General features: G+C 65.6%; 15 protein-coding genes and 1 riboswitch. Of the genes, 9 read left to right on the top strand and 6 right to left on the bottom strand.

Going from position 1 to position 21,382, the window contains the following annotated elements; translation table 11 throughout:
* Positions 1-280: 280 nt before the first annotated feature.
* The gene (locus CAG00_RS24880) at positions 281-1,135 is read right to left on the bottom strand and encodes a LysR family transcriptional regulator (protein WP_085665583.1); all 855 of its coding nucleotides are present in this window, start codon (positions 1,133-1,135) and stop codon (positions 281-283) included.
* A 92-nt stretch (positions 1,136-1,227) separates the two neighbouring features.
* Here CAG00_RS24880 and CAG00_RS24875 point away from each other — a divergent pair, with 92 nt between their 5' ends.
* The gene (locus tag CAG00_RS24875) at positions 1,228-1,656 is read left to right on the top strand and encodes a multidrug/biocide efflux PACE transporter (RefSeq protein WP_085665582.1); all 429 of its coding nucleotides are present in this window, start codon (positions 1,228-1,230) and stop codon (positions 1,654-1,656) included.
* 218 nt (positions 1,657-1,874) lie between these two features.
* Here the strand turns inward: CAG00_RS24875 and CAG00_RS24870 are convergent, their stop codons facing one another.
* The 3 genes from CAG00_RS24870 to CAG00_RS24855 all read right to left on the bottom strand — a co-directional run bounded on the left by CAG00_RS24870 (position 1,875) and on the right by CAG00_RS24855 (position 5,294).
* A complete protein-coding gene (locus CAG00_RS24870) occupies positions 1,875-2,894 on the bottom strand; it encodes a branched-chain amino acid aminotransferase (RefSeq protein ID WP_085665581.1) in 1,020 nt (339 codons plus the stop codon).
* Between the two features lie 136 nt (positions 2,895-3,030).
* Positions 3,031-4,608 (bottom strand): ATP-binding cassette domain-containing protein, encoded by a 1,578-nt coding sequence (locus tag CAG00_RS24865; RefSeq protein ID WP_085665580.1) that lies wholly within the window; start codon positions 4,606-4,608, stop codon positions 3,031-3,033.
* Between the two features lie 326 nt (positions 4,609-4,934).
* Positions 4,935-5,294, bottom strand: coding sequence for a hypothetical protein (locus CAG00_RS24855; RefSeq protein ID WP_085665578.1), 360 nt, complete (start codon positions 5,292-5,294; stop codon positions 4,935-4,937).
* 97 nt (positions 5,295-5,391) lie between these two features.
* Positions 5,392-5,605: riboswitch (cobalamin riboswitch) on the top strand.
* A gap of 99 nt (positions 5,606-5,704) precedes the next feature.
* Here CAG00_RS24855 and cobW point away from each other — a divergent pair.
* From cobW to CAG00_RS24835, 4 genes are all read left to right on the top strand, one after another.
* Positions 5,705-6,772 carry a cobalamin biosynthesis protein CobW gene (gene cobW, locus CAG00_RS24850; RefSeq protein WP_085602303.1) on the top strand — a complete coding sequence of 356 codons (1,068 nt, stop codon included), beginning with the start codon at positions 5,705-5,707 and terminating at the stop codon, positions 6,770-6,772.
* A gap of 3 nt (positions 6,773-6,775) precedes the next feature.
* A complete protein-coding gene (gene cobN, locus CAG00_RS24845) occupies positions 6,776-10,537 on the top strand; it encodes a cobaltochelatase subunit CobN (RefSeq protein ID WP_085665577.1) in 3,762 nt (1,253 codons plus the stop codon).
* Between the two features lies 1 nt (position 10,538).
* Complete coding sequence (locus CAG00_RS24840) at positions 10,539-11,561, top strand: ATP-binding protein (RefSeq protein WP_085665576.1); 1,023 nt, start codon at positions 10,539-10,541, stop codon at positions 11,559-11,561.
* A gap of 101 nt (positions 11,562-11,662) precedes the next feature.
* Positions 11,663-12,229 (top strand): VWA domain-containing protein, encoded by a 567-nt coding sequence (locus CAG00_RS24835; protein ID WP_085665575.1) that lies wholly within the window; start codon positions 11,663-11,665, stop codon positions 12,227-12,229.
* A gap of 107 nt (positions 12,230-12,336) precedes the next feature.
* Here CAG00_RS24835 and CAG00_RS24830 read toward each other — a convergent pair whose 3' ends face one another.
* A complete protein-coding gene (locus CAG00_RS24830; RefSeq protein ID WP_013972506.1) occupies positions 12,337-12,603 on the bottom strand; it encodes a hypothetical protein in 267 nt (88 codons plus the stop codon).
* A 340-nt stretch (positions 12,604-12,943) separates the two neighbouring features.
* On the opposite strand from CAG00_RS24830, the gene CAG00_RS24825 reads away from it, so the two are divergent.
* The 4 genes from CAG00_RS24825 to CAG00_RS24805 all read left to right on the top strand — a co-directional run bounded on the left by CAG00_RS24825 (position 12,944) and on the right by CAG00_RS24805 (position 20,545).
* Entirely contained in the window at positions 12,944-14,269 is a 1,326-nt protein-coding gene (locus CAG00_RS24825) for a sigma-54 dependent transcriptional regulator (protein ID WP_085665574.1), read from the top strand.
* A gap of 586 nt (positions 14,270-14,855) precedes the next feature.
* On the top strand, positions 14,856-15,998 hold the full coding sequence (locus tag CAG00_RS24815; RefSeq protein WP_085665573.1) for a MexC family multidrug efflux RND transporter periplasmic adaptor subunit: 1,143 nt from the start codon (positions 14,856-14,858) through the stop codon (positions 15,996-15,998).
* 15 nt (positions 15,999-16,013) lie between these two features.
* Complete coding sequence (locus tag CAG00_RS24810) at positions 16,014-19,145, top strand: efflux RND transporter permease subunit (protein WP_085665572.1); 3,132 nt, start codon at positions 16,014-16,016, stop codon at positions 19,143-19,145.
* Entirely contained in the window at positions 19,145-20,545 is a 1,401-nt protein-coding gene (locus CAG00_RS24805) for an efflux transporter outer membrane subunit (protein ID WP_176240915.1), read from the top strand. Before CAG00_RS24810 ends, CAG00_RS24805 begins: the two co-directional genes overlap by 1 nt.
* A 223-nt stretch (positions 20,546-20,768) precedes the next feature.
* On the opposite strand, the gene CAG00_RS24800 is transcribed toward CAG00_RS24805, so the two are convergent.
* Entirely contained in the window at positions 20,769-21,326 is a 558-nt protein-coding gene (locus CAG00_RS24800) for a TetR/AcrR family transcriptional regulator (RefSeq protein WP_085617101.1), read from the bottom strand.
* Positions 21,327-21,382: the final 56 nt, after the last annotated feature.

The raw sequence follows: 21,382 nt of genomic DNA, 5'->3' as shown, positions 1-21,382 counted from the left end.
CAGAATCGGCAGGCCGGAGCGTTCGCAGGCATTACAGGTGCCGTAGGTGTTGGGGATCTCTTCCTGCATGGCGATGTGGATGGCTTTGCTGATGCTCATCAGGAGTTCCTTTTCCAGTGATTTGACGCAACGGCCAAAACACTAGCGAGGAACGCCTTCGCGGGGGAGCAATGGGCTTCCTAAAACGTTGTAGGACTTTTCGCTTTAGTGCCCCTATAGGAGCGGCCTTGCGTCGCGACGGGCTGCGCAGCAGCCCCAGGATCTTGAATGCGATAAAGGCCTATTGCCCCAACATCTGCCGCACCAGCCACTGCCCCGCCGGCCCGAGCGCGCGCCGGCTCGACCACGCCACATCCATGTCAACCCGTCGCGGGTACCCGGCCACCTGCAGCTCCACCAGCCCACTGCCAAACCGAGCCACCAGGGCCCTGGGCAGTTCGGCCCAGCCGAACCCGCGCACGGCGAACTCCAGCAGGGTGAGGTAGTCCGGTGCCGACCAGGCTTGGCCACGACCGTGGTGCAAGCTGGGGGCATAGGTCTTGATATACAGCTGCCGGACGTTCTCCAGGTGCTGCGTCTTCACCTGGGGCAAAGCCGCCAGCGGATGCCCGCTGGCCACGTACACCCCAAACTCGGCCTGCTCGGGCAAGCGCGCAACGGCAACGTCCGCAGGGTAACTGGGCTGGGTGGCAAGAATGCCAACGTGTGCCAGGCCCTGCTGGATCAGTTCGATCACATCGGCATCTTCCGAGGGGCCGCAGCGCAGCTCGGTATGTGGGTAGTGCTGGGCGAAGCGGGCCATCACCGCGCCCTGGAAGGTCACGCTGTAGCTGTCCGACATCACCACCGAGACCAGAGCCTCGACGTTTTCCGCCAACCGCACCGCCAGGGCATCGAGCTGGGCGCTGGCATCGAGAATCGCCTCGACATGGCTCAGCACCTGCCGCCCAGCCTCGTTCAGCGTGGGGTGACGACCGCCACGCTCGAACAACGGGCAACCCACATCGGCCTCGAAATTGGCGATGGCGATGCTGATGGTGGACTGGCTTTTGCGCAACTTGCGCGCCGCAGCGGAAAACGAACCCAGCGATGCAGCTTCGACAAAGGCGACCAGGGCTTCGGGTGAGTAGCGCATGGTATTGATAAAACCGATGGTAGCTATGTCGCGAGTATCAGTTCTATCAAAGAAAATAGGAAGCACGACTCACGCAATTGATGGAATTTGCAATGAAAAACGTCTCTTTCACCGAACGCCTGGTTCACGCCGTCGGTTATGAAGTGTTCGCCGTGCTGCTGTGTGCGCCGCTGTTGTCCTGGGTCATGGGCAAGTCGCTGGCGACGGCGGGGGCGCTGGCGGTGACCCTGTCGGTGATCGCCATGCTGTGGAACATGGTCTACAACGCGCTGGTCGATCGCTACGTGCGGGTCGAGCGCATCCAGTGGAAGGCCAGCGCACGCTTTGTGCACGGCCTGGGCTTCGAAGCCGGGCTGGTGGTGTGGTGTCTGCCGGTGGCGGCGTGGATGCTGGAGATTTCGTTGCTGCAGGCGTTCATGGTGGAGTTGGGCTTCTTTGTGATCATCCTGCCCTACACCGTGCTGTACAACTGGGCCTTCGACAAAGCCCGGCACCTGCTGATGCAGCGTCGCTTTGCGTGAAAACTAACTGCCCTGCGCGGCCCCTCGATTTGTGCTTTGTGCGGATATCCTGGGGCCGCTTCGCAGCCCTTTCGCGACACAAGGCCGCTCCTACAGGGACGGCGCAGGTTTCAGGAGCGGCTTTAGCCGCGAACACCGGCGCAGCCGGTGCCATCAGCCAATAAAAAACGGGGCATGCCATCGCTGGCATGCCCCGTTTTTCAAACCGTTAAAGCGCCTCAGGCAACCTTGACGATCCAGCCAGCCGGTGCTTCCACGTCACCGCTCTGGATACCGGTCAGCTCGTTGTAGAGCTTCTGGGTAACCGGGCCGACCTTTTCCAGGTCGTGGAACACGTGCAGCTTGCCGTTGTACTCGATGCCGCCGATCGGGGTGATCACCGCAGCGGTACCGCAGGCGCCGGCTTCGATGAAGCGGTCCAGCTTGTTGATTTCCACATCGCCTTCGATCACTTTCAGGCCCAGGCGCGATTGCGCCAGTTCCATCAGCGACAGGCGGGTGATGCCTGGCAGCACCGAAGCCGATTTCGGGGTGACGAACTCGTTGTTGGCGGTGATGCCGAAGAAGTTGGCCGAACCGACTTCCTCGATCTTGGTGTGGGTCAGCGGGTCGAGGTAGATGGCGTCGGCGAAGTTGGCTTTCTTCGCTTCTGCACCCGGCTGCAGGCTGGCGGCGTAGTTGCCACCGACCTTGGCCGCGCCAGTGCCTTGCGGGGCTGCGCGGTCGAAGCTGGAGATCTGGAAGTTGTGCGGCTTCATGCCGCCCTTGAAGTACGAGCCAACCGGGATGGCGAAGATCGAGAAGATGAACTCGGGGGCGGTGCGCACGCCAATGTTGTCACCGGTGCCGATCACGAACGGACGCAGGTAGAGGGCGCCTTTACCATGCGGTGGCACGAACTTCTCGTTGGCCTTGACCACTTGCTTGCACGCCTCGATGAACACATCGGTCGGCACCTGCGGCATCAGCAGGCGGGCGCAGCTGCGCTGCATGCGGGCGGCGTTCTGGTCCGGGCGGAACAGGTTGATCGAACCGTCCTTGCAACGGTAGGCCTTGAGGCCTTCGAAGCACTGCTGGCCGTAGTGCAGGGCCGTGGAGCCTTCACTGATGTGCAGTACGTTGTCTTCGGTCAGGGTGCCCTTGTCCCACTCGCCATTGCGCCATACGGACAGGTAGCGTTTGTCGGTCTTGATGTAGTCGAAACCCAGCTTGTCCCAATTAATGCTTTCGTTGCTCATGACACCCTCATTGTCTTGCAAGTGCCCGATTGCTCGGGCTGCTGTTATATGCGCACCACGCCACCATAATACATCCGTGGCAGATCGGGAACGGCCAGTCACGAATTGATAGCCTGCAATGCATTCATTGCGGCTTCTACAAGTGCAGGTACTCGTCCAGCGCCAGCTGGTCGAGCAGTACCTGGTCGTGGGACGCCACCACCAGCGCCCCGCGAAACTGCCCGAGCATGTGTTCCAGTGCGGCCAGTGACGGCAGGTCCAGGTGGTTGCCGGGTTCGTCCAGCAGCAACAGGTCGAGCGGCCGTTCGCGGTACAGCACGGCGGCCAGTGCTGCCTTCATCCGCTCACCGCCGCTGAGCAGGCCGCTGGGCAGTTCGATGCGGGCGGCATCCAGGCCCAGTTGCGCCAGGCGGCTGCGCAAGTCGCCCTGGGCCAGTGTCGGGTTTGCCTGACGCAGGTGGTCGAGCACGCTGGTGTGGCCTGGTAGTGCGCTGCAGTGCTGGTCGAGCAGGGCGGTTTCACCACTGAGGCGCAGGCTGTCGGGCGGTGCTGGCAACTCACCGTTCATCAGCCTGAGCAGGGTGGACTTGCCACTGCCATTGGCGCCGACCAGACCCACCCGTTGGCCCAGGCACAAGCGCAGGTTCAGTGGTTTGCGTGTGCCGCGGGGCAGGTGCAGTGCCTGCAGGGCCAGCACTTCGCGGCCCGGATGACGCTGCGGCGTGGGTGCATGCAGGGTAATGGCGCTGTCCTGCTCGACTTCGCGAGCGGCGTCACGCACTTTGCCCTGCAGCGCCTGCCGGGCGTCGCGATGGTCGCGGCGCTGCTTGCCCGCAGTGGCCTGGCTGCGCTCCTGCTGGCGGTCGACCAGGATCTTGGCCTGGTTGGCGTGCCTGGCGTTGCGCCCGGCGCGGGCCTGATGACGTTCCAGGTCTTCGCGCTGGCGCTGCAGTTCGCGCGCCTGGCGTTGCTGCTCCTGTTTCAGCCGGGCAAGTTGCTGTTGGGCCTGCGCCGTCTGGCTGGCTTTCTGGGCCGAATAGAAGCTGTAGTTGCCGCCATAGGCCTGCAAGCCCAGGCTGGACAATTCGACGATGCGCGTCATGTGCGCGAGCAGGCTGCGATCATGGCTGATCACCAGCAAGCCCCGGTCCCAGGCTTCGATCATGCTCAGCAGTTGGGCGCGGGCGTTGCTGTCCAGGTGGTTGCTCGGTTCGTCGAGGATCAGGTAGTCCGCTTCGCTGAGCCAGGCGCCGACCAGCGCCACGCGCATGGCCTGGCCACCGCTCAGGCTGCGGGCGGGCTGGTGCCAGTCGAGCTGGCCCAGGCCGTGGCGTTGCAGGTGCCCCTGCAATTGCTCGCGGATATCCCAGCGTTCGCCGACGGTGTCGAAGTCACTGGGTGCGACGCTGCCTTGCTCGATGCGCTCCAGCGCAGCGAGCACCGCGCCCACCTGGGCCAGGTCGGCGACCGTGGCGCTGCGCTCGATCACCTGCTGGTCCAGAAGATGGATGCGCCCAAGGCGCCGACACTGGCCGCTGCTTGGTTCGCGCTGGCCGGCAAGTACTTGCCCGAGCAGGCTCTTGCCCACACCGTTGCGCCCGACCAGGCCGGTGCGGCGTTGGTCGAAGGTTTCGCTGAGGTCGGTAAATAACAGCCTGCCGTCAGGCAAGGCCAAGGAGACGCTGTCCAGCGTCAGGATCGACGTGTTCGTCATGCACAACTCCACAAATGCCGCGACATCTCCGGAGCGAACCGGAGGCTGAAGACTGGCCGTCGAAGGGACGGCGGCATCAATGGCGCATTGGACGAACACCTCGTGACAGGGGAATGCGTAGCCTAACGGATAGAGGCATCGTTGTCGCGGGAAAACAGATTCCGCGAGTGCGCCGCGGCCCCTGTAGGAGCGGCCTTGTGTCGCGATAGGGCTGCGAAGCAGCCCCAGCAATTTGTGCGTCTTTGCTGAAACCCTGGGGCTGCTTCGCAGCCCTATCGCGACACAAGGCCACTCCTACAAGAGCCAGGACCGCGCATGCCCCTGGATCAGCGCCCCCTCAAGCGCTTGCTCCAGTCGCCCCCGTGGCTCTGCTGGCAGGCCTCTTCACTGTCAAACCGCACATGCCAGGCCGGATGATCCAGCTGAATGCCGGCCTGTTCCAAAGCCAGGCCGGTCAGCGCCAGCATGCGTACCTTCGCGTCGCCCGCCACGGCGGCGGCCTTGTCGGCCTCTCGTTCGAACACCCAGGTAATACGCAGGCTGGCCGGAAAATCCTCGGGAGCCAGACGATGGGTAAGCCAGCTGAAACCGACGATCTCCGCCTTGGCGGTTTCGCAGGCTTCGGTCAGGCAAACCACCAGTTCACGCTCCAGGCGTGCCAAATCGCGCTTGTTCAAGGGTTCCACCGGGGGCCTCGCTGCTCAAAGCCACCACTGTAACGCAGTTGCGCCACTTGTTGTCGGCCAGCCCGACAGCAATGGTTGACCACCTGCCAGCCACTGCGTAGCCTTGCCACTTCGAGGTTCTTCGGCCAGGCCGAAGCTAAGACGGGAACGCGGTACAAGCCGCGGCTGCCCCCGCAACTGTAAGCACCGACAACGGATCGACACAGCCACTGCGCCCGCGCGCGGGAAGGCGTCATCCCGCCAGCCCGCTGCACCAGCGGGTACATGGAACGGTGCGAGCCAGGAGACCTGCCTCGTCACGTTTTCGACTTTCAACCGGGCGGGGTGATCCGGTGGCGAACAAGCCCGGCCGGTCTGGCCCGTGGCTGTCGTCCTGCATGCCCGCGCCAATCTGCCAAGGGCAATGCGACATGAAAACACTGGCCAAGCTCCCCGTCACCATCGTCACCGGCTTCCTCGGCTCGGGCAAGACTACCTTGCTGCGCCACATGCTCGACAACGCCCAGGGCCGCCGCATTGCGGTGATCGTCAACGAGTTCGGCGAACTGGGCATCGACGGCGAAATCCTCAAACAGTGCAGCATCGGTTGCACCGAAGAAGAAGCCACCGGCCGCGTCTACGAGCTGGCCAACGGCTGCCTGTGCTGCACCGTGCAGGAAGAGTTCTTCCCGGTGATGCGCGAGCTGGTGGCACGCCGTGGCGACCTGGACCATATCCTCATCGAAACCAGCGGCCTGGCCCTGCCCAAACCGCTGGTGCAAGCCTTCCAGTGGCCGGAAATCCGCAATGCCTGCACCGTCGACGCGGTGATCACGGTGGTCGATAGCCCTGCGGTGGCCGCCGGCACCTTCGCCGCCTACCCGGACCAGGTCGATGCCCAGCGCAAGCTCGACCCCAACCTGGACCACGAATCGCCACTGCACGAACTGTTCGCCGACCAGCTGGCCAGCGCCGACCTGGTGGTGCTGAACAAGGCCGACCTGATCGACGCCGAAGGCCTGGCCAAGGTACGCGCCGAGGTGGCCGAAGAACTGCCGCCGGCGGTCAAGGTGATCGAGGCCAGCAGCGGCAAGCTGCCGCTGGAGGTGCTGCTGGGCGTGGGCGCCGAATCCGAGGCGCACATCGATGGCCGCCGTACCCACCATGATTCGCATCATGACGGCGATGACCATGACGATCATGACCACGACGCCTTCGACTCCATCTCCATCGACCTGCCCGAAGCCGACGAAAGCCTGCTGCTCGACGCCCTGACCCAGCTGGTGGTGGAATTCGGCATCCTGCGCGCCAAAGGCTTCGCTGCCATCCCGGGCAAGCCGATGCGCCTGCTGGTACAAGGCGTGGGCACCCGTTTCGACAAGCACTTCGACCGCGCCTGGCGCGCCGACGAGCCGCGCATCACCCGCCTGGTGCTGATCGGCCAGGACCTCGACGCCGCCCAGCTGGAAGCGCGCCTGCGCCAGGCACTGGGCGCCTGACCCATGCACCTGCTGCGGACCCAGCCCGGCGGCTTCGTGCCGGATGACAGCATTGCCGACCTCGGCCAGACGCCCGCCGAACTGGTGATTCTCTGCAGCGGCGATTCGCACCTGGCATTGCTCGCCGATACCGCCGAGCAATTGCCCGAGGATTACCCCAGCCTGCGCCTGGCCAACCCGATGCAGGTACAGAACCATGCCTCGGTCGACCTGTACGTCGACCAGGTGCTGCGCCATGCCAAAGTCATCCTGGTGTCGCTGCACGGCGGCGTCGGCTACTGGCGCTATGGCGTCGAGCAACTGGTCGAGCTGGCTGGCCGTGGCGTGCAACTGATCCTGGTGCCGGGCGACGACCGCCCGGACCCGGAGCTGACCAGCCTGGGCAGTGTCAGCGGCGAGCAGGCCGAACGCCTCTGGCACTACCTGCGCCAGGGCGGCAAGGCCAATGCCATCAACCTGTTCAACTGCCTGGCCAGCCAGTGGCTGGGCCGCGACTATGCCTGGGACGAGCCGCAGCCTTTGCCGCGCACCGCCGTGTATCACCCGGCCAAGGGCAGCGCCACGCTGGAGGACTGGTACCCGCAGTGGCATCCCGAACAGCCGGTGGCGCCACTGCTGTTCTACCGCTCGCACCTGCAGGCGGCCAACACCGCGTTCATCGATGTGTTCTGTCAGCGCCTGCAGGCCGCCGGGCTCAACCCGTTGCCGATCGCCGTGGCCAGCCTCAAGGAAAGCGCCTGCCTGGAGCAGGTCGAAGCCTGGCTGGACGAGGTGGGTGCCGAAGTGCTGGTCAACACCACCGGCTTTGCCCTGTCCAGCCCCGAACGGCCCAACCTGCGCCCGTTCCGTCGCGACATCCCAGTGCTGCAGGCCATCTGCGCGCAAGACAACCAGCCCGGCTGGGAAGCCAGCGAGCAGGGCCTGGGGGCGCGTGACCTGGCCATGCACATTGCCTTGCCCGAACTGGACGGGCGCATCATCACCCGCCCGGTCAGTTTCAAGGACATGGCCTGGCGCAGCGAGCGCAGCCAGTCCGACGTGGTCTGCTACCGCGCCCACCCCGAGCGCATGGACTTTGTCGCCGAACTGGCCCGCCGCTGGGTCGAACTGGCGCGCCTGCCGAATGCGCAAAAGCGCGTGGCCCTGGTGCTGGCCAACTACCCGACCCGGGATGGCCGCATTGGCAACGGCGTTGGCCTGGACACGCCAGCGGCGGCGCTGAGCATCCTCAAGGCCCTGCAGGCCGAAGGCTATCCGCTGGCCGACTTGCCGGGCAGCGGCACGCAACTGATCCACCAGTTGCTCGGCGGCGTGACCAACGACCTCGACCATCTGGACTTGCGCCCCTGCGCGCAGAGCCTGAGCCTGGCCGACTACCAGGCCGCCTTCGAGCGCCTGCCCGAGGCCAACCGCCAGGCCGTGCTGGAACGCTGGGGGCCACCGCAGCAGGACCCGATGTACCGCAGTGGCCGGCTGATGGTGGCCGGCCTGCGCTTTGGCTTGACCTTCGTCGGCATTCAGCCGGCGCGGGGCTACCAGGTGGACCCCAGCGCGGTGTACCACGACCCGGACCTTGTGCCGCCGCACGGCTACCTGGCGTTTCACTTCTGGCTGCGCCATGCCTTTGCCGCCGACGCGGTGATCCACGTCGGCAAGCACGGCAACCTCGAATGGCTGCCCGGCAAGGGCGTCGGGTTGTCGGCGCAGTGCTGGCCGGACGCCTTGCTCGGCCCGCTGCCGAACATCTACCCGTTCATCGTCAACGACCCGGGCGAGGGTGCCCAGGCCAAGCGCCGCACCCAGGCGGTGATCATCGACCACCTGATGCCGCCGCTGACCCGTGCCGAAACCTATGGCCCGTTGCGCCACCTGGAGCAATTGGCCGACGAGTTCTACGAAGCACAGCTGCTCGACCCGCGGCGCGCCCGCGAGTTGCAACGCGACATTCTCGAACTGGTCAAGGCCAACCACATCGACCGCGAACTGCAACTGGAAGGCCAACTGGACGATGCCGCCGTGTGGCTACCGCGCCTGGACACCTACCTGTGCGACCTGAAGGAATCGCAGATTCGCGATGGCCTGCATGTGTTCGGCCAGTCCCCGGAAGGGCGGCTGCGCCTGGATACCCTGCTGGCGCTGTTGCGGGTCGAGCGTGGCGACGGTCGCGGCGGCAATGCCAGCCTGCTGCGGGCTTTGGCCAAGGCGCTGGTGCCGGGTTTCGACCCGCTCGATTGCGAGCTCGGGCAGCCGTGGCAGGGCGCACGCCCCGAGCAGTTGCAGGCCATGAGCAGCGAACCCTGGCGCACCTGTGGCGATACCCGCGAACGCCTCGAACTGTTGGCGCTGCAGGTAATCGACCAGGCGCTGGGCGGCACCGCACAGTTACCAGCCCATAGCGAATGGCAGCCGGTGCACGATGTGGTGCAGGCGCTGCGCGAAGCGGTGGCACCCAGCCTGGATGCCTGCGGCAGCGCCGAAATGAATGGCCTGCTGGCGGCGCTGGCCGGGCGTTTCGTGCCCGCTGGCCCCAGCGGTGCGCCCAGCCGTGGGCGCCTGGACGTGCTGCCCACCGGTCGCAACTTCTATACCGTGGATGTGCGCAACCTGCCCACCACCACCGCCTGGCGCCTGGGCTTCGCCTCGGCCAACCTGATCCTCGAGCGCCACCTGCAGGACCACGGCGATCACCTGCGCCAACTCGGCCTTTCGGTGTGGGGCACGGCTACCATGCGTACCGGTGGCGACGACATCGCCCAGGCCATGGCGCTGATGGGCGTGCGACCGGTGTGGGCCACCGGCAGCCAGCGGGTCGACGATTTCGAGATCCTGCCGCTCAGCCTGCTCGACCGCCCGCGGGTGGACGTGACCTTGCGCGTTTCCGGCTTTTTCCGAGATGCCTTCGGCAACCTCATCCGCCTGTTCGATGCCGCAGTGCAGGCGGTGGCCGCGCTGGACGAACCCGACGATCTCAACCCACTGGCCGCCCGCGTGCGTAGCGAGCGCGCCGCGCTGCAGGCGCAGGGCGTGGACGCCGAGCAGGCCGCGCGCCAGGCTGGCTGGCGGGTGTTCGGTGCCAAGCCCGGGGCCTACGGCGCCGGGGTGCAGAACGCCATCGACGGGCGCCTGTGGCACAGCCGCGACGACCTGGCCGAGGTCTACCTCAACCACGGCGGCTATGCCTACGGCGCCAGCGACGACGGTACCCCGGCGCGCGCCCAGTTCGCCCAGCGCCTGGCCAAGGTGCAGGCGGTGCTGCAGAACCAGGACAACCACGAACACGACCTGCTCGATTCCAACGACTACTACCAGTTCCAGGGTGGCATGCTGGCGGCGTCGGAAACCTTGTCCGGTGCGGCAGTGGCCAGTTACCACGGCGACCACAGCCAGGCCGACCGGCCGCGCATCCGCACCCTCAAGGAAGAGCTGAACCGGGTCATCCGCGCCCGGGCGCTGAACCCGAAGTGGATCGACGGGGTCAAGCGCCATGGCTACAAAGGCGCCTTCGAGATGGCGGCGACGGTCGACAACCTGTTTGCCTTCGACGCCACCACGCAGCTGATCGACGACCATCATTACCAGGCGCTGGCCGATGCCTACGTGCTCGACCCGGCGACCCGCGACTTCATGCGCGAGCACAACCCCGAGGCCCTGCGCGACCTTACCGAGCGTTTGCTGGAGGCCCAGCAGCGCGGCCTGTGGCAGGCGCCTGGCGACTACCGCGAAGCCCTCGAGGAACAACTGCTCGACGGCGAGGAACAGGCTTGAAATGAGTGAACCCGTGCAATTTCCACTGGCAGCCGTGGTCGGTGCCGACGACCTGAAACTGGCGCTGTGCCTGACCGCGATCGACCCGAAGATCGGCGGCGTGCTGATCGAGGGGCCGCGTGGCATGGCCAAGAGCACCCTGGCCCGTGGCTTGGCCGACCTGCTCGGCGAGGGCCCGTTCGTCACCCTGCCACTGGGCGCCAGCGAAGAACGGTTGGTCGGCACCCTCGACCTGGATGCCGCGCTGGGGCAGGGCAAGGCGCAGTTTTCCCCGGGGGTGCTGGCCCAGGCCGATGGCGGCGTGCTGTATGTCGATGAGGTCAACCTGCTGCCCGATACCCTGGTCGACCTGCTGCTCGATGTGGCGGCCAGTGGCACCAACCGCATCGAGCGCGACGGCATCTCGCACCGGCACAGTGCCCGCTTCGTACTGATCGGCACCATGAACCCGGAGGAGGGCGAACTGCGCCCGCAGTTGCTCGACCGCTTTGGTCTCAACGTGGCCCTGGAAGGCTTGCCCGAGCCTGAAGCGCGCCAGCAGATCATTCGCCGCCGCCTGGCCTTCGACAGCGACCCGCAGGCGTTCTGCACGCAATGGGCCGAGGCCCAGGCGCAATTGCGCGAGCGCTGCCAGGCGGCGCGCCAGGCCCTGGCCGGCATTGCCCTGGACGACCAGGCGCTGGCCTGGATCACCGAACGCTGCTACGCCGCCGGGGTCGACGGCCTGCGCGCCGACCTGGTCTGGCTGCGCGCCGCCCGCGCCCACTGTGCCTGGCGCGGTGGCGAGGCCATCGAAGAGGCCGATGTCGATGCAGTGGCCGAGTTCGCCTTGCGCCATCGCCGCCGCGTTGCGCCCCAGGCCAACCCCCCTGCGGCACCGCAGCAGCCTGAGCAACAACCCGATCGGCAAGGCGCAGGCAACCCTGGCGAACAGGGCGGGCAGGGCGACTGGGGCGCGATGGCGGCGCAGCCAGTGGCCAGCGGCGCCCGCCGCGAGGTGCCGAACTGGGCAAAAAAGCCCTGAGCATCCCCCAGCTACCTGCCAAAGGGGCGGATGCCAAAGCAGGCGCAGGCAAGCAGTACGGTGCCAGCCGAGGCCGGGCGCGCAGTGCCGCGGCCGGTCGGGTGGCCTGGCTGCCGACCCTGCTCAAGGGCCGGCCACGCCAGCGCCAGGACCTGTGCTGGCAGCAACGCCAGGCCAAGCCCGCAGAACTGTGGCTGGTAATCGTCGATGCGTCGGCCTCGACCCGCCGCCACCAGGCGTTGGCACAAACCAAAGGGCTGCTGGCGGCGCTGTTCGATCAGGCCTACCGCCAGCGTGCCCGGCTGGCCCTGCTTACCGCCAGCGGGCGCACGCCGCAGTGGCAGCGCCACGGCCTGAAGGCCTCGGCCGCTTTGCAACCCTGGCTGCAAGCCTTGGGTGCCGGTGGCGGCACGCCGTTGATCGCAGCACTGGAACAGGCTCGGCACTGGTTGCAGGCGCGGCAACGGGCCCACCCTGAAGAAGCATTGCGCTGCCTGGTGTTTACCGACGGTCGCCTGCAGCACTGGAATGCCGTGCAGCCAATGCCGTGTGCCACTTTGCTGGTGGATATGGAACTGGCGCCGGTGCGCCTGGGTCGTGCGCAGCGTCTGGCGCAACAACTTCAGGCTGATTACCAGCACCTGCAACAGTTCAGGTTGGTGGATTGAAAAAGTATCGATGCGACACTATGCCGCAATAAGAAAAGTTGCCAGAACAGCAACCCGGAAGTTGTACAAGTGCGTGGCGGTGCACGCACTTGGTTTGCCGGCCGATATTACTTCGGCATCGACCACGGTTGCAGGTCGTAACCTTTTTCGCACAGTTCGGCGCGCACTTCCTCGATCAGGCTGGCCCACTGGGCCGGGTCGGAGTAGATACGCGAGGACACTTGCTTGCTGCCGATGCGGGTGCTGGTCCGGTCGATCACTGCCAGGCTCAGTTCACCAGTACCGTTGGGTGCATCCCAGGCTACGCACTGGAAAGGTTCGAAGGCGTGGTCGGCAATCAGCAGTGCTTCGTTGACACGGAGCGGGGCATTCATGGTTCGGTCTCTCTATGGTCCCAAACATCCAGGTAAGTCCGCGTTGCTTCAAAGTCGCCTCGGTTATCGCGAAGTGCAGCGCGGGGTTATGTGTACTGATGCTCGTTGTCCGGGGGCGAGTCACACATTGGGTGTAAAAAATTTGCCAGGTTCGAATCCGTTCTTGCCCATGCCGCCATGTGATGTCGATAAAGTGCGAAAATTCCCGTCACTGATTGTAAAAAAATGATTCGGCAGACAGACGGTACTGGGAACCGTCAACTTCGTTGCTACTGTTAATCGGGCGCCACAACTTACTGTTTTATTTCACAAAACCGAAAACTGGCGCCAAGGATCGGTCATGCAGCAGCCTGCCGCTCTACGCCGTTTGCTCATCGTCGACCCCTGCGATGACTGCCACCGTTTGTTGCCTGGATTGCGCAGCGCAGGCTGGGATGTGGAAAGCTGCATGCTTGGTGCCGCGCTGGATCATCCTTGCGATGTGGGCCTGTTGCGCTTGCAGGCGTCGCACCTCAGGCGCCCGGACGGGGTCAAGGACTTGATCAAGCGCAGCAACACCGAATGGATTGCCGTGCTCAGCGCCGAACAGTTGCGCATGCCGGCCGTCGGCGATTTCGTTTGTGAATGGTTCTTCGACTTCCACACCTTGCCGTTCGACGTTTCCCGAGTGCAGGTCACCCTGGGCCGGGCCTTCGGCATGGCACGCCTGCGTGGCAAAGGGCTGGCGAGGGTGGATGAAACCAGCCACGAGCTGCTCGGTGACAGCCGCCCGATCCGCGAGTTGCGCAAGCTGCTGGGCAAGCTGGCGCCTACTGAATCGCCGGTGCTGATCCGCGGTGAAAGCGGTACCGGCAAGGAGCTGGTGGCCCGCACCCTGCACCGTCAGTCGCAACGCAGCGAGCAGCCGTTCATTGCCATCAACTGCGGGGCGATCCCCGAGCACCTGATCCAGTCGGAACTGTTCGGCCATGAGAAGGGCGCCTTCACCGGTGCTCATCAGCGCAAGGCCGGGCGCATCGAAGCGGCCCATGGTGGCACGTTGTTCCTCGACGAAATTGGCGACCTGCCGCTGGAGTTGCAGGCCAACTTGCTGCGTTTTCTGCAGGAAAAGCACATTGAACGCGTGGGGGGCAGCCAGCCGATCCCGGTGGATGTGCGGGTGCTGGCGGCTACCCACGTGGACCTGGAAAGGGCCATCGAGCAAGGGCGCTTTCGCGAAGACCTGTATTACCGCCTGAACGTGTTGCAGGTAGTGACTGCGCCTTTGCGCGACCGGCATGGCGACCTGTCGATGCTGGCCAGCCATTTTGCCCATTTCTACAGCCTGGAAACCGGGCGTCGACCGCGTTCGTTCAGCGACCATGCGCTGGCGGCCATGGGCCGGCATGACTGGCCGGGCAATGTTCGCGAGTTGGCCAACCGTGTGCGGCGCGGGTTGGTGCTGGCCGAAGGTCGGCAAATCGAGGCGCAGGACCTGGGATTGCAGACCCTTGACCAGATGCAGCAACCGCTGGGTACGCTGGAGGAGTACAAGCACCGGGCCGAGCGCCAGGCGCTGTGCGATGTACTCAGCCGGCACAGTAACAACCTGAGTGTGGCGGCCAAGGTGCTAGGTATATCGCGGCCGACTTTCTATCGGTTGCTGCACAAGCATCAGATTCGCTGAGTAGCAGCGTAAAAGGTCATGCGGTCCCTGTGGGAGCGGGCATGCCCGCGAAGCAGGCGCCGCGGTGGATGGCACCGGCTACGCCGGTGTTCGCGGGTAAACCCGCTCCTACACCGACCGTGCAGGCTTCGAGGTTTTGAGCAAGGCCATTGCCTCTACAGGCATGGCGCCAGCCCCGGGACTTTGCGCGATCCCTGTGGGAGCGGGTTCACCCGCGAAGCAGGCGCCGCGGTGGATGGCACCGGCTATGCCGGTGTTCGCGGGTAAACCCGCTCCCACACTGACCGTGCAGGCTTCAAGGTCCTCTACAGGCAGGGCGCCAAGCCCGGGCCCTGCGCGATCCCTGTAGGAGCGGCCTTGTGTCGCGATCGGGCGCGAAGCGGCCGCCAAACCTGCATCCCGTATCTCCAGGACACACGGCAGCGCCTGAATTGCGGCCGCTGCGCGCCCGATCGCGACACAAGGCCGCTCCTACACCGGACAGGTTTCACAATTATTAACAAAGCATCAAATGAGACAAAATTGACTCAATTTACCTTCGCCAATATCATTCGGGCCGTTTTTCCATCTAAAGCTCGGGTGAATCATGAGCAACTTGCGTGCAATAGGAATGGCCAGCTGCCTGGCGGCAGCAGTCGCGCTGGCCGGTTGCGGCGAAGCGGAAGCGCCGCCGTCTGCGGCCCAAAGCGCCTTTCCGGTGCAGACCGTGACGGTCGCCAGCGAACCCCTGACCCTGGCGGCAACCCTGCCGGGCCGGGTCGAACCCATGCGTGTCGCCGAGGTGCGCGCCCGGGTGGCCGGCATCGTCCTGCACAAGCGTTTTGAAGAGGGCGCCGACGTCAAGGCCGGCGATGTGCTGTTCCAGATCGACCCTGCGCCATTCAAGGCCGCGCTGGCACGCGCCGAAGCCGACCTGGCCAAAGCCCGGTCGGTAATGCTCGAAGCCCAGGCGCGGGTGCGCCGCTACGAACCATTGGTGAAAATCGAGGCGGTCAGCCAGCAGGATTTCGACACCGCCAGCGCCGAGCTGCGCAGCGGCCAGGCCGCGGTGCGTTCGGCCCAGGCCGATGTCGAGACCGCGCGCCTGAACCTGGGCTATGCCACGGTCAAGGCGCCGATCTCTGGCCGCATCGGCCGCGCACTGGTCACCGAAGGTGCACTGGTAGGGCAGGGTGACGCCACGCTGATGGCGCGTATCCAGCAGCTCGACCCGATCTACGTCGATTTCACCCAGTCCGCCGCCGATGCCTTGCGCCTGCGCCAGGCACTTAAGGACGGCGCGCTGGCGGCCGATGACCAGCAGGCCCTGACGGCCCAGGTGGAAGGCACCGACTATGAGCGCCCGGGCGCGCTGATGTTCACCGACGTCGCGGTCGACCGCGGTACCGGCCAGGTCACCCTGCGTGGCCGCTTCGACAACGCCGACGGCATCCTGCTGCCGGGCATGTACGTGCGCGTGCGCACCCCGCAAGGCACCGACAACCAAGCCATCCTCGTCCCGCAGCGCGCCATCCAGCGCGGCAGCGACGGTGAAGCGCGGGTGATGCTGGTGGGCATTGGCGGGGTTGCCGAGACGCGCAGCGTGCGCACCGGTGCCATGCACGGTGCCCGCTGGCAGGTGACCGAGGGCCTGCGCCCAGGTGACCAGGTGATCGTTGGCAGCCCTGCCGGCCTGGCCCCGGGCATGCCGGTGGCACCGGCCCCGGCGCAACAAGCCGCGGCGCGTTGAGGCGAGGGTTACGAGATGTCCAAGTTCTTCATCAAGCGGCCGAACTTCGCCTGGGTCGTGGCGTTGTTCATTTCCCTGGCCGGCCTGCTGGTAATTCCCGCGCTGCCGGTAGCCCAGTACCCCAACGTGGCTCCGCCACAGATCACCATCACCGCCACCTACCCGGGCGCTTCGGCCAAGGTGCTGGTGGAATCGGTGACCAGCATCATCGAAGAGTCGCTCAACGGCGCCAAGAACCTGCTGTACTTCGAGTCCACCAACAACTCCAACGGCATGGCCGAGGTGGTGGTCACCTTCGAACCAGGCACCGACCCGGAGCTGGCCCAGGTCGATGTGCAGAACCGCCTGAAAAAGGCCGAGGCGCGCATGCCGCAGGCGGTGATTACCCAGGGTATCCAGGTCGAGCAGACCAGTGCCGGCTTCCTGCTGATCTACGCCCTCAGCTACAAGGACGGCGCCGGCCAGGCCGATACCACGGCGCTGGGCGACTATGCCGCTCGCAATATCAACAACGAGCTGCGCCGGGTCCCGGGCGTGGGCAAGTTGCAGTTCTTCTCGTCGGAAGCTGCCATGCGGGTGTGGGTAGACCCACAGAAGCTGGTCGGCTACGGGCTGTCGATCGATGACGTGAGCAACGCCATCCGTGGCCAGAACGTGCAGGTGCCGGCTGGCAGCTTCGGCAGTGCGCCCGGCAGCAGCCAGCAAGAGCTGACCGCTACCCTGGCGGTGCAAGGCACCTTGGACGACCCACAGGCGTTCGGCCGCGTGGTGCTGCGCGCCAACCCGGACGGTTCGCTGGTGCGCCTGGCCGATGTCGCACGCCTGGAAGTGGGCATGGAAAGCTACAACTTCTCCTCGCGCCTGGACGGCAAGCCTGCGGTGGCCGGTGCGGTGCAGCTGGCGCCGGGCGCCAATGCGCTGAAAACCGCCGAGCTGGTCAAGCAGCGCCTGGCCGAGCTGAGCGAGTTCTTCCCCGAAGGCGTCGAGTACTCGGTGCCGTACGACACCTCGCGCTTCGTCGACGTGGCCATCGAAAAGGTCATCCACACCCTGCTCGAAGCCATGGTGCTGGTGTTCCTGGTGATGTTCCTGTTCCTGCAGAACATCCGCTACACGCTGATTCCGTCGATCGTGGTGCCGGTGTGCCTGCTGGGCACGCTGATGGTGATGAAGCTGATGGGCTTCTCGGTGAACATGATGACCATGTTCGGCATGGTGCTGGCCATCGGCATCCTGGTCGACGACGCCATCGTGGTGGTGGAGAACGTCGAGCGGATCATGGCCGAGGAGGGCCTGTCGCCGGCCGATGCCACGGTCAAGGCCATGGGCCAGGTGTCTGGCGCGATCATCGGCATCACCCTGGTGCTGTCGGCGGTGTTCATGCCACTGGCGTTCATGTCGGGTTCGGTAGGGGTGATCTACCAGCAGTTTTCCCTGTCGCTGGCGGTGTCGATCCTGTTCTCGGGCTTCCTCGCACTTACCTTCACCCCGGCCCTGTGCGCCACGCTGCTCAAGCCGGTGGCCCCTGGGCACCATGAAAAACGCGGCTTCTTCGGCGCCTTCAACCGCGGCTTCGCGCGGCTGACCGAGCGCTATTCGGTAATGAACAATACCCTGGTGCGCCGTGCCGGCCGCTACATGCTGGTGTATGCCGGCATCCTGGCGATGCTGGGCTACTTCTACCTGCGTTTGCCGGAATCATTCGTGCCGGTGGAAGACCAGGGCTACGCCATTGTCGACGTGCAGCTGCCGCCGGGCGCCAGCCGTGTGCGTACCGATGCTACCGGGCAGGCCCTGGAGCAGTACCTGATGTCGCGTGAAGCCCTGGCCTCGGCGTTCATGGTCAGTGGCTTCAGTTTCTCCGGCATGGGCGAAAACGCCGCGCTGGCGTTCCCTACCTACAAGGACTGGTCGGTGCGCGGCGCCGAGCAATCGGTGGATGCCGAAACCCAGGCGATCAACGCGCAGTTCGCCGGCTACGGCGATGGCGCGATCATGGCGGTAAACCCGCCACCGATCGATGGCCTGGGCAACGCCGGTGGTTTCGCCCTGCGCCTGCTCGACCGTGGCGGCCTGGGCCGTGAGGCCTTGCTGGCAGCGCGCGACCAGATCCTGGGCCAGGCCAACGGCAACCCGATCATCCTCTACGCGATGATGGAAGGGCTGGCCGAGGCGCCGCAGCTGCGGGTCGACATCGACCGGGAAAAGGCCCGCGCCCTGGGCGTGACCTTCGAGACCATCAACAACACCCTGGCCACCGCCTTTGGTTCGGCGGTGATCAACGACTTCACCAACGCCGGCCGGCAACAGCGGGTGGTGGTGCAGGCCGAGCAGGGCGAGCGCATGACCCCGGAAAGCGTGCTGCGCCTGTACGCGCCGAATGCCGATGGCCAGCAGGTGCCGTTCAGTGCCTTCGTCACCACCCGCTGGGAGGAAGGGCCGGTACAGATCGTGCGCTACAACGGCTACCCGTCGATGCGTATTTCCGGTGATGCCGCGCCTGGCTACAGCACTGGCCAGGCGATGGCCGAGATGGAGCGCCTGGTCAGCGAGCTGCCGCCGGGGATCGGCTACGCCTGGACCGGCCTTTCGTACCAGGAAAAGGTCTCCAGCGGCCAGGCCGGAAGCCTGTTCGCCCTGGCCATCCTGGTGGTGTTCCTGCTGCTGGTGGCGTTGTACGAAAGCTGGGCGATCCCGCTGACGGTGATGCTCATCGTACCGATCGGCGCACTGGGTGCGGTGTTGGCGGTGATGGTCACCGGCATGCCCAACGACGTGTACTTCAAGGTTGGCCTGATCACCATCATCGGCCTGGCGGCGAAGAATGCCATCCTGATCGTCGAGTTCGCCAAGGAACTGTGGGAGAAGGGTTACAGCCTGCGTGACGCCGCCATCGAGGCCGCACGCCTGCGCTTCCGGCCGATCGTGATGACCTCCATGGCGTTCATCCTCGGCGTGGTGCCCCTGGCCATCGCCAGCGGTGCCGGTGCGGCCAGCCAGCGGGCGATCGGCACCGGGGTGATCGGCGGCATGCTCAGCGCCACCTTGCTGGGTGTGGTGTTCGTACCGATCTGTTTTGTCTGGGTGCTGTCGCTGCTCAAGCGCAAGCCAGCGCCACAAGCCCAAGCCGTCGAGGTGCCGGAGTGATGGTCATGCGTAATCTGTTTGTGCCCTTCACCCTGGCGTTGCTGGCCAGCGGCTGCTCCCTGGCGCCGACCTACCAGCGCCCCGAGGCGCCAGTCGCCAGCCAGTGGAACGATGCCGCCAGCCACGGGCAACAGGTGGACCAGCTGGGCTGGCAGGCGTTCATCGTCGACCCGGTGTTGCGCCAGCTGGTGAGCACGGCGCTGGACAACAACCGCTCGCTGCGCCAGACCTTGCTGGATATCGACCAGGCACGAGCGCAGTACCGCATCCAGCGTGCCGACCGCGTGCCGGGGCTGAACGCCGCGGCTTCCGCCAACCGCCAGCACCAGCCCGCCGGGCTGTCCGTCGATGGCCGTGAAGGCGTTGCCAGCAGCTACCAGGTCGGCCTGTCGTTGCCTGAGTACGAGGTGGACCTGTTCGGCCGGGTGAAGAGCCTGAGCGATGCGGCCCTGGAGCAGTACCTGGCCACCGAAGAGGCTGGGCGCGCCGCGCGCATTGCCCTGATCGCCGAAGTGAGCCAGGCCTACCTGAGCCTGGACGGCAGCGAGCGGCGCCTGGCCCTGACCCGGCAGACCCTGGCCAGCCGCGAGGACTCGCTGGCCCTGATCGGCCAGCGTCGCGCCGCCGGTACGGCCACGGCGCTGGACCATCAGGAGGCGCTCGGCCTGGTCGAGCAGTCCCGTGCCGAGCTGGAGAACAATCTGCGCCAACAGCGCCAGGCCTGCAACGCGCTGGTGCTGCTGGTGGGCAACAGCGAGGCGACCAAGGCCCTGCCGGCCGAACGCCAGGCGGCGCCCAGCGTGCTGCAGGACATTGCCCCTGGCGCGCCGTCGGCGCTGCTTGAACGGCGCCCGGACATCCTCGCCGCCGAGCACCGTTTGCGAGCGCGCAATGCCGATATTGGCGCGGCGCGGGCGGCATTCTTCCCGCGCATCAGCCTGACCGGCAGTTTTGGCACGTCGAGTACCCAGGTATCCGGCCTGTTCGATGGCGGTTCGCGCAGCTGGAGCTTCATGCCGCAGTTGTCATTGCCAATCTTCGATGCCGGGCGCAACCGGGCCGGGCTGAGCCTGGCCGAGGCGCGCAAGGACTCGGCGGTGGCGGCTTATGAGGGGACGGTCCAGCAGGCGTTTCGTGAGGTGGCCGATGCCCTGGCGGCTACCGATACCTTGCGGCGTGAGGAAATCGCCCGTCGGGCCCTGGCCGATACCAGCCGGGCAACGGTGGCCCTGGCCAAGGCGCGTTATGAAGGCGGGATAGACAGCCACCTGCGCTACCTGGATGCGCAGCGTAGCGATTTTGTGAATGAAGCGGCGTACATCGAGGCAAGTACGCAGCGGCAGTTGGCGCTGGTGGATCTGTTCCGCGCCCTGGGCGGCGGATGGCCGGCGCGCGGCTGAGAAAGGCTCCTTTGGTTGGGTGATCCAACCGCTTTGGCCCCTGGGACTTGTGCCCAGGGGCCTTTTTTACAAGTGATCACAAGGGGGACGCCGTCGATGTAGGAGCGGCCTTGTGTCGCGAAAGGGCCGCAAAGCGGCCCCGGCAATATCTGCGGCGAAGCTGAAAACCTGGGGGTGCTTCGCACCCCGTCGCGACACAAAGCCGCTCCTACAGGGACCGCTTTCAGGGCCTGGCCAGTGCCCCCTGCAGGAACAGTTGCTCCAGCGCCTGCGCCGAATTGGCACTGGCCGCACGCCCACGCCGTTCGGCATCGGCCATGCCGTAGATCTGGGTGATGAACATCTCGGTGAACACCGCCGCGCTGATGTCGATGCGCAACACGCCCATCTGCTGCGCACGCAGGAAAAACGCATCCATCGCCTGGGTGTAGGCCAGCCAGCGGCGGTCTTCGTTGTCGTTCAGCAGGGTGTCGGGACGGTACTGGAACATCAGGAACACCAGCATCTCGCGGTGCTTGAGGTGCTCGGAAATCAGGTGACGCACGGCGGCCAGGGGTTCGGCCGTGTGCAAGGCGGCATTGTCGATCACCTGGTTGAGCACCTGTTCACCATGGTTCTCGAGCATCGCCACCAGGTTGTCGCGGGTGCCGCAGAAACGGTGCAGGGTGGCTTTGCTGACGCCAGCGGTTTCGGCCAGCTCCTTGAGGGTGGCGCGGGGGTGGACCACGATAGCGTGGGCCAGGGCCTTGAGCAGGCGTTCATCGTGCGGGGTGGGTTGCATCGGCATGCCTCGCGTGGTTCGCATGCTTGGCATTGTGCAGGAAATGGTAGGGGGAT

This window comes from Pseudomonas sp. B5(2017) (assembly GCF_002112825.1).
Classification (GTDB): domain Bacteria; phylum Pseudomonadota; class Gammaproteobacteria; order Pseudomonadales; family Pseudomonadaceae; genus Aquipseudomonas; species Aquipseudomonas putida_Z.
The sequence above is the reverse complement of the archived record's forward strand: the minus strand, read 5'-3'. Positions and strand labels throughout refer to the sequence as shown.

What these genes read in the sequence shown, in the direction of transcription:
- CAG00_RS24875 (WP_085665582.1), top strand. Translation starts at nt 1,228, where the DNA reads ATGAAAAACGTCTCTTTCACCGAACGCCTGGTTCACGCCGTCGGTTAT.
- CAG00_RS24870 (WP_085665581.1), bottom strand. Translation starts at nt 2,894, where the DNA reads ATGAGCAACGAAAGCATTAATTGGGACAAGCTGGGTTTCGACTACATC.
- CAG00_RS24865 (WP_085665580.1), bottom strand. Translation starts at nt 4,608, where the DNA reads ATGACGAACACGTCGATCCTGACGCTGGACAGCGTCTCCTTGGCCTTG.
- CAG00_RS24840 (WP_085665576.1), top strand. Translation starts at nt 10,539, where the DNA reads ATGAGTGAACCCGTGCAATTTCCACTGGCAGCCGTGGTCGGTGCCGAC.
- CAG00_RS24880 (WP_085665583.1), bottom strand. Translation starts at nt 1,135, where the DNA reads ATGCGCTACTCACCCGAAGCCCTGGTCGCCTTTGTCGAAGCTGCATCG.
- CAG00_RS24815 (WP_085665573.1), top strand. Translation starts at nt 14,856, where the DNA reads ATGAGCAACTTGCGTGCAATAGGAATGGCCAGCTGCCTGGCGGCAGCA.
- CAG00_RS24810 (WP_085665572.1), top strand. Translation starts at nt 16,014, where the DNA reads ATGTCCAAGTTCTTCATCAAGCGGCCGAACTTCGCCTGGGTCGTGGCG.
- CAG00_RS24830 (WP_013972506.1), bottom strand. Translation starts at nt 12,603, where the DNA reads ATGAATGCCCCGCTCCGTGTCAACGAAGCACTGCTGATTGCCGACCAC.
- cobW (WP_085602303.1), top strand. Translation starts at nt 5,705, where the DNA reads ATGAAAACACTGGCCAAGCTCCCCGTCACCATCGTCACCGGCTTCCTC.
- CAG00_RS24800 (WP_085617101.1), bottom strand. Translation starts at nt 21,326, where the DNA reads ATGCAACCCACCCCGCACGATGAACGCCTGCTCAAGGCCCTGGCCCAC.
- CAG00_RS24805 (WP_176240915.1), top strand. Translation starts at nt 19,145, where the DNA reads ATGGTCATGCGTAATCTGTTTGTGCCCTTCACCCTGGCGTTGCTGGCC.
- cobN (WP_085665577.1), top strand. Translation starts at nt 6,776, where the DNA reads ATGCACCTGCTGCGGACCCAGCCCGGCGGCTTCGTGCCGGATGACAGC.
- CAG00_RS24825 (WP_085665574.1), top strand. Translation starts at nt 12,944, where the DNA reads ATGCAGCAGCCTGCCGCTCTACGCCGTTTGCTCATCGTCGACCCCTGC.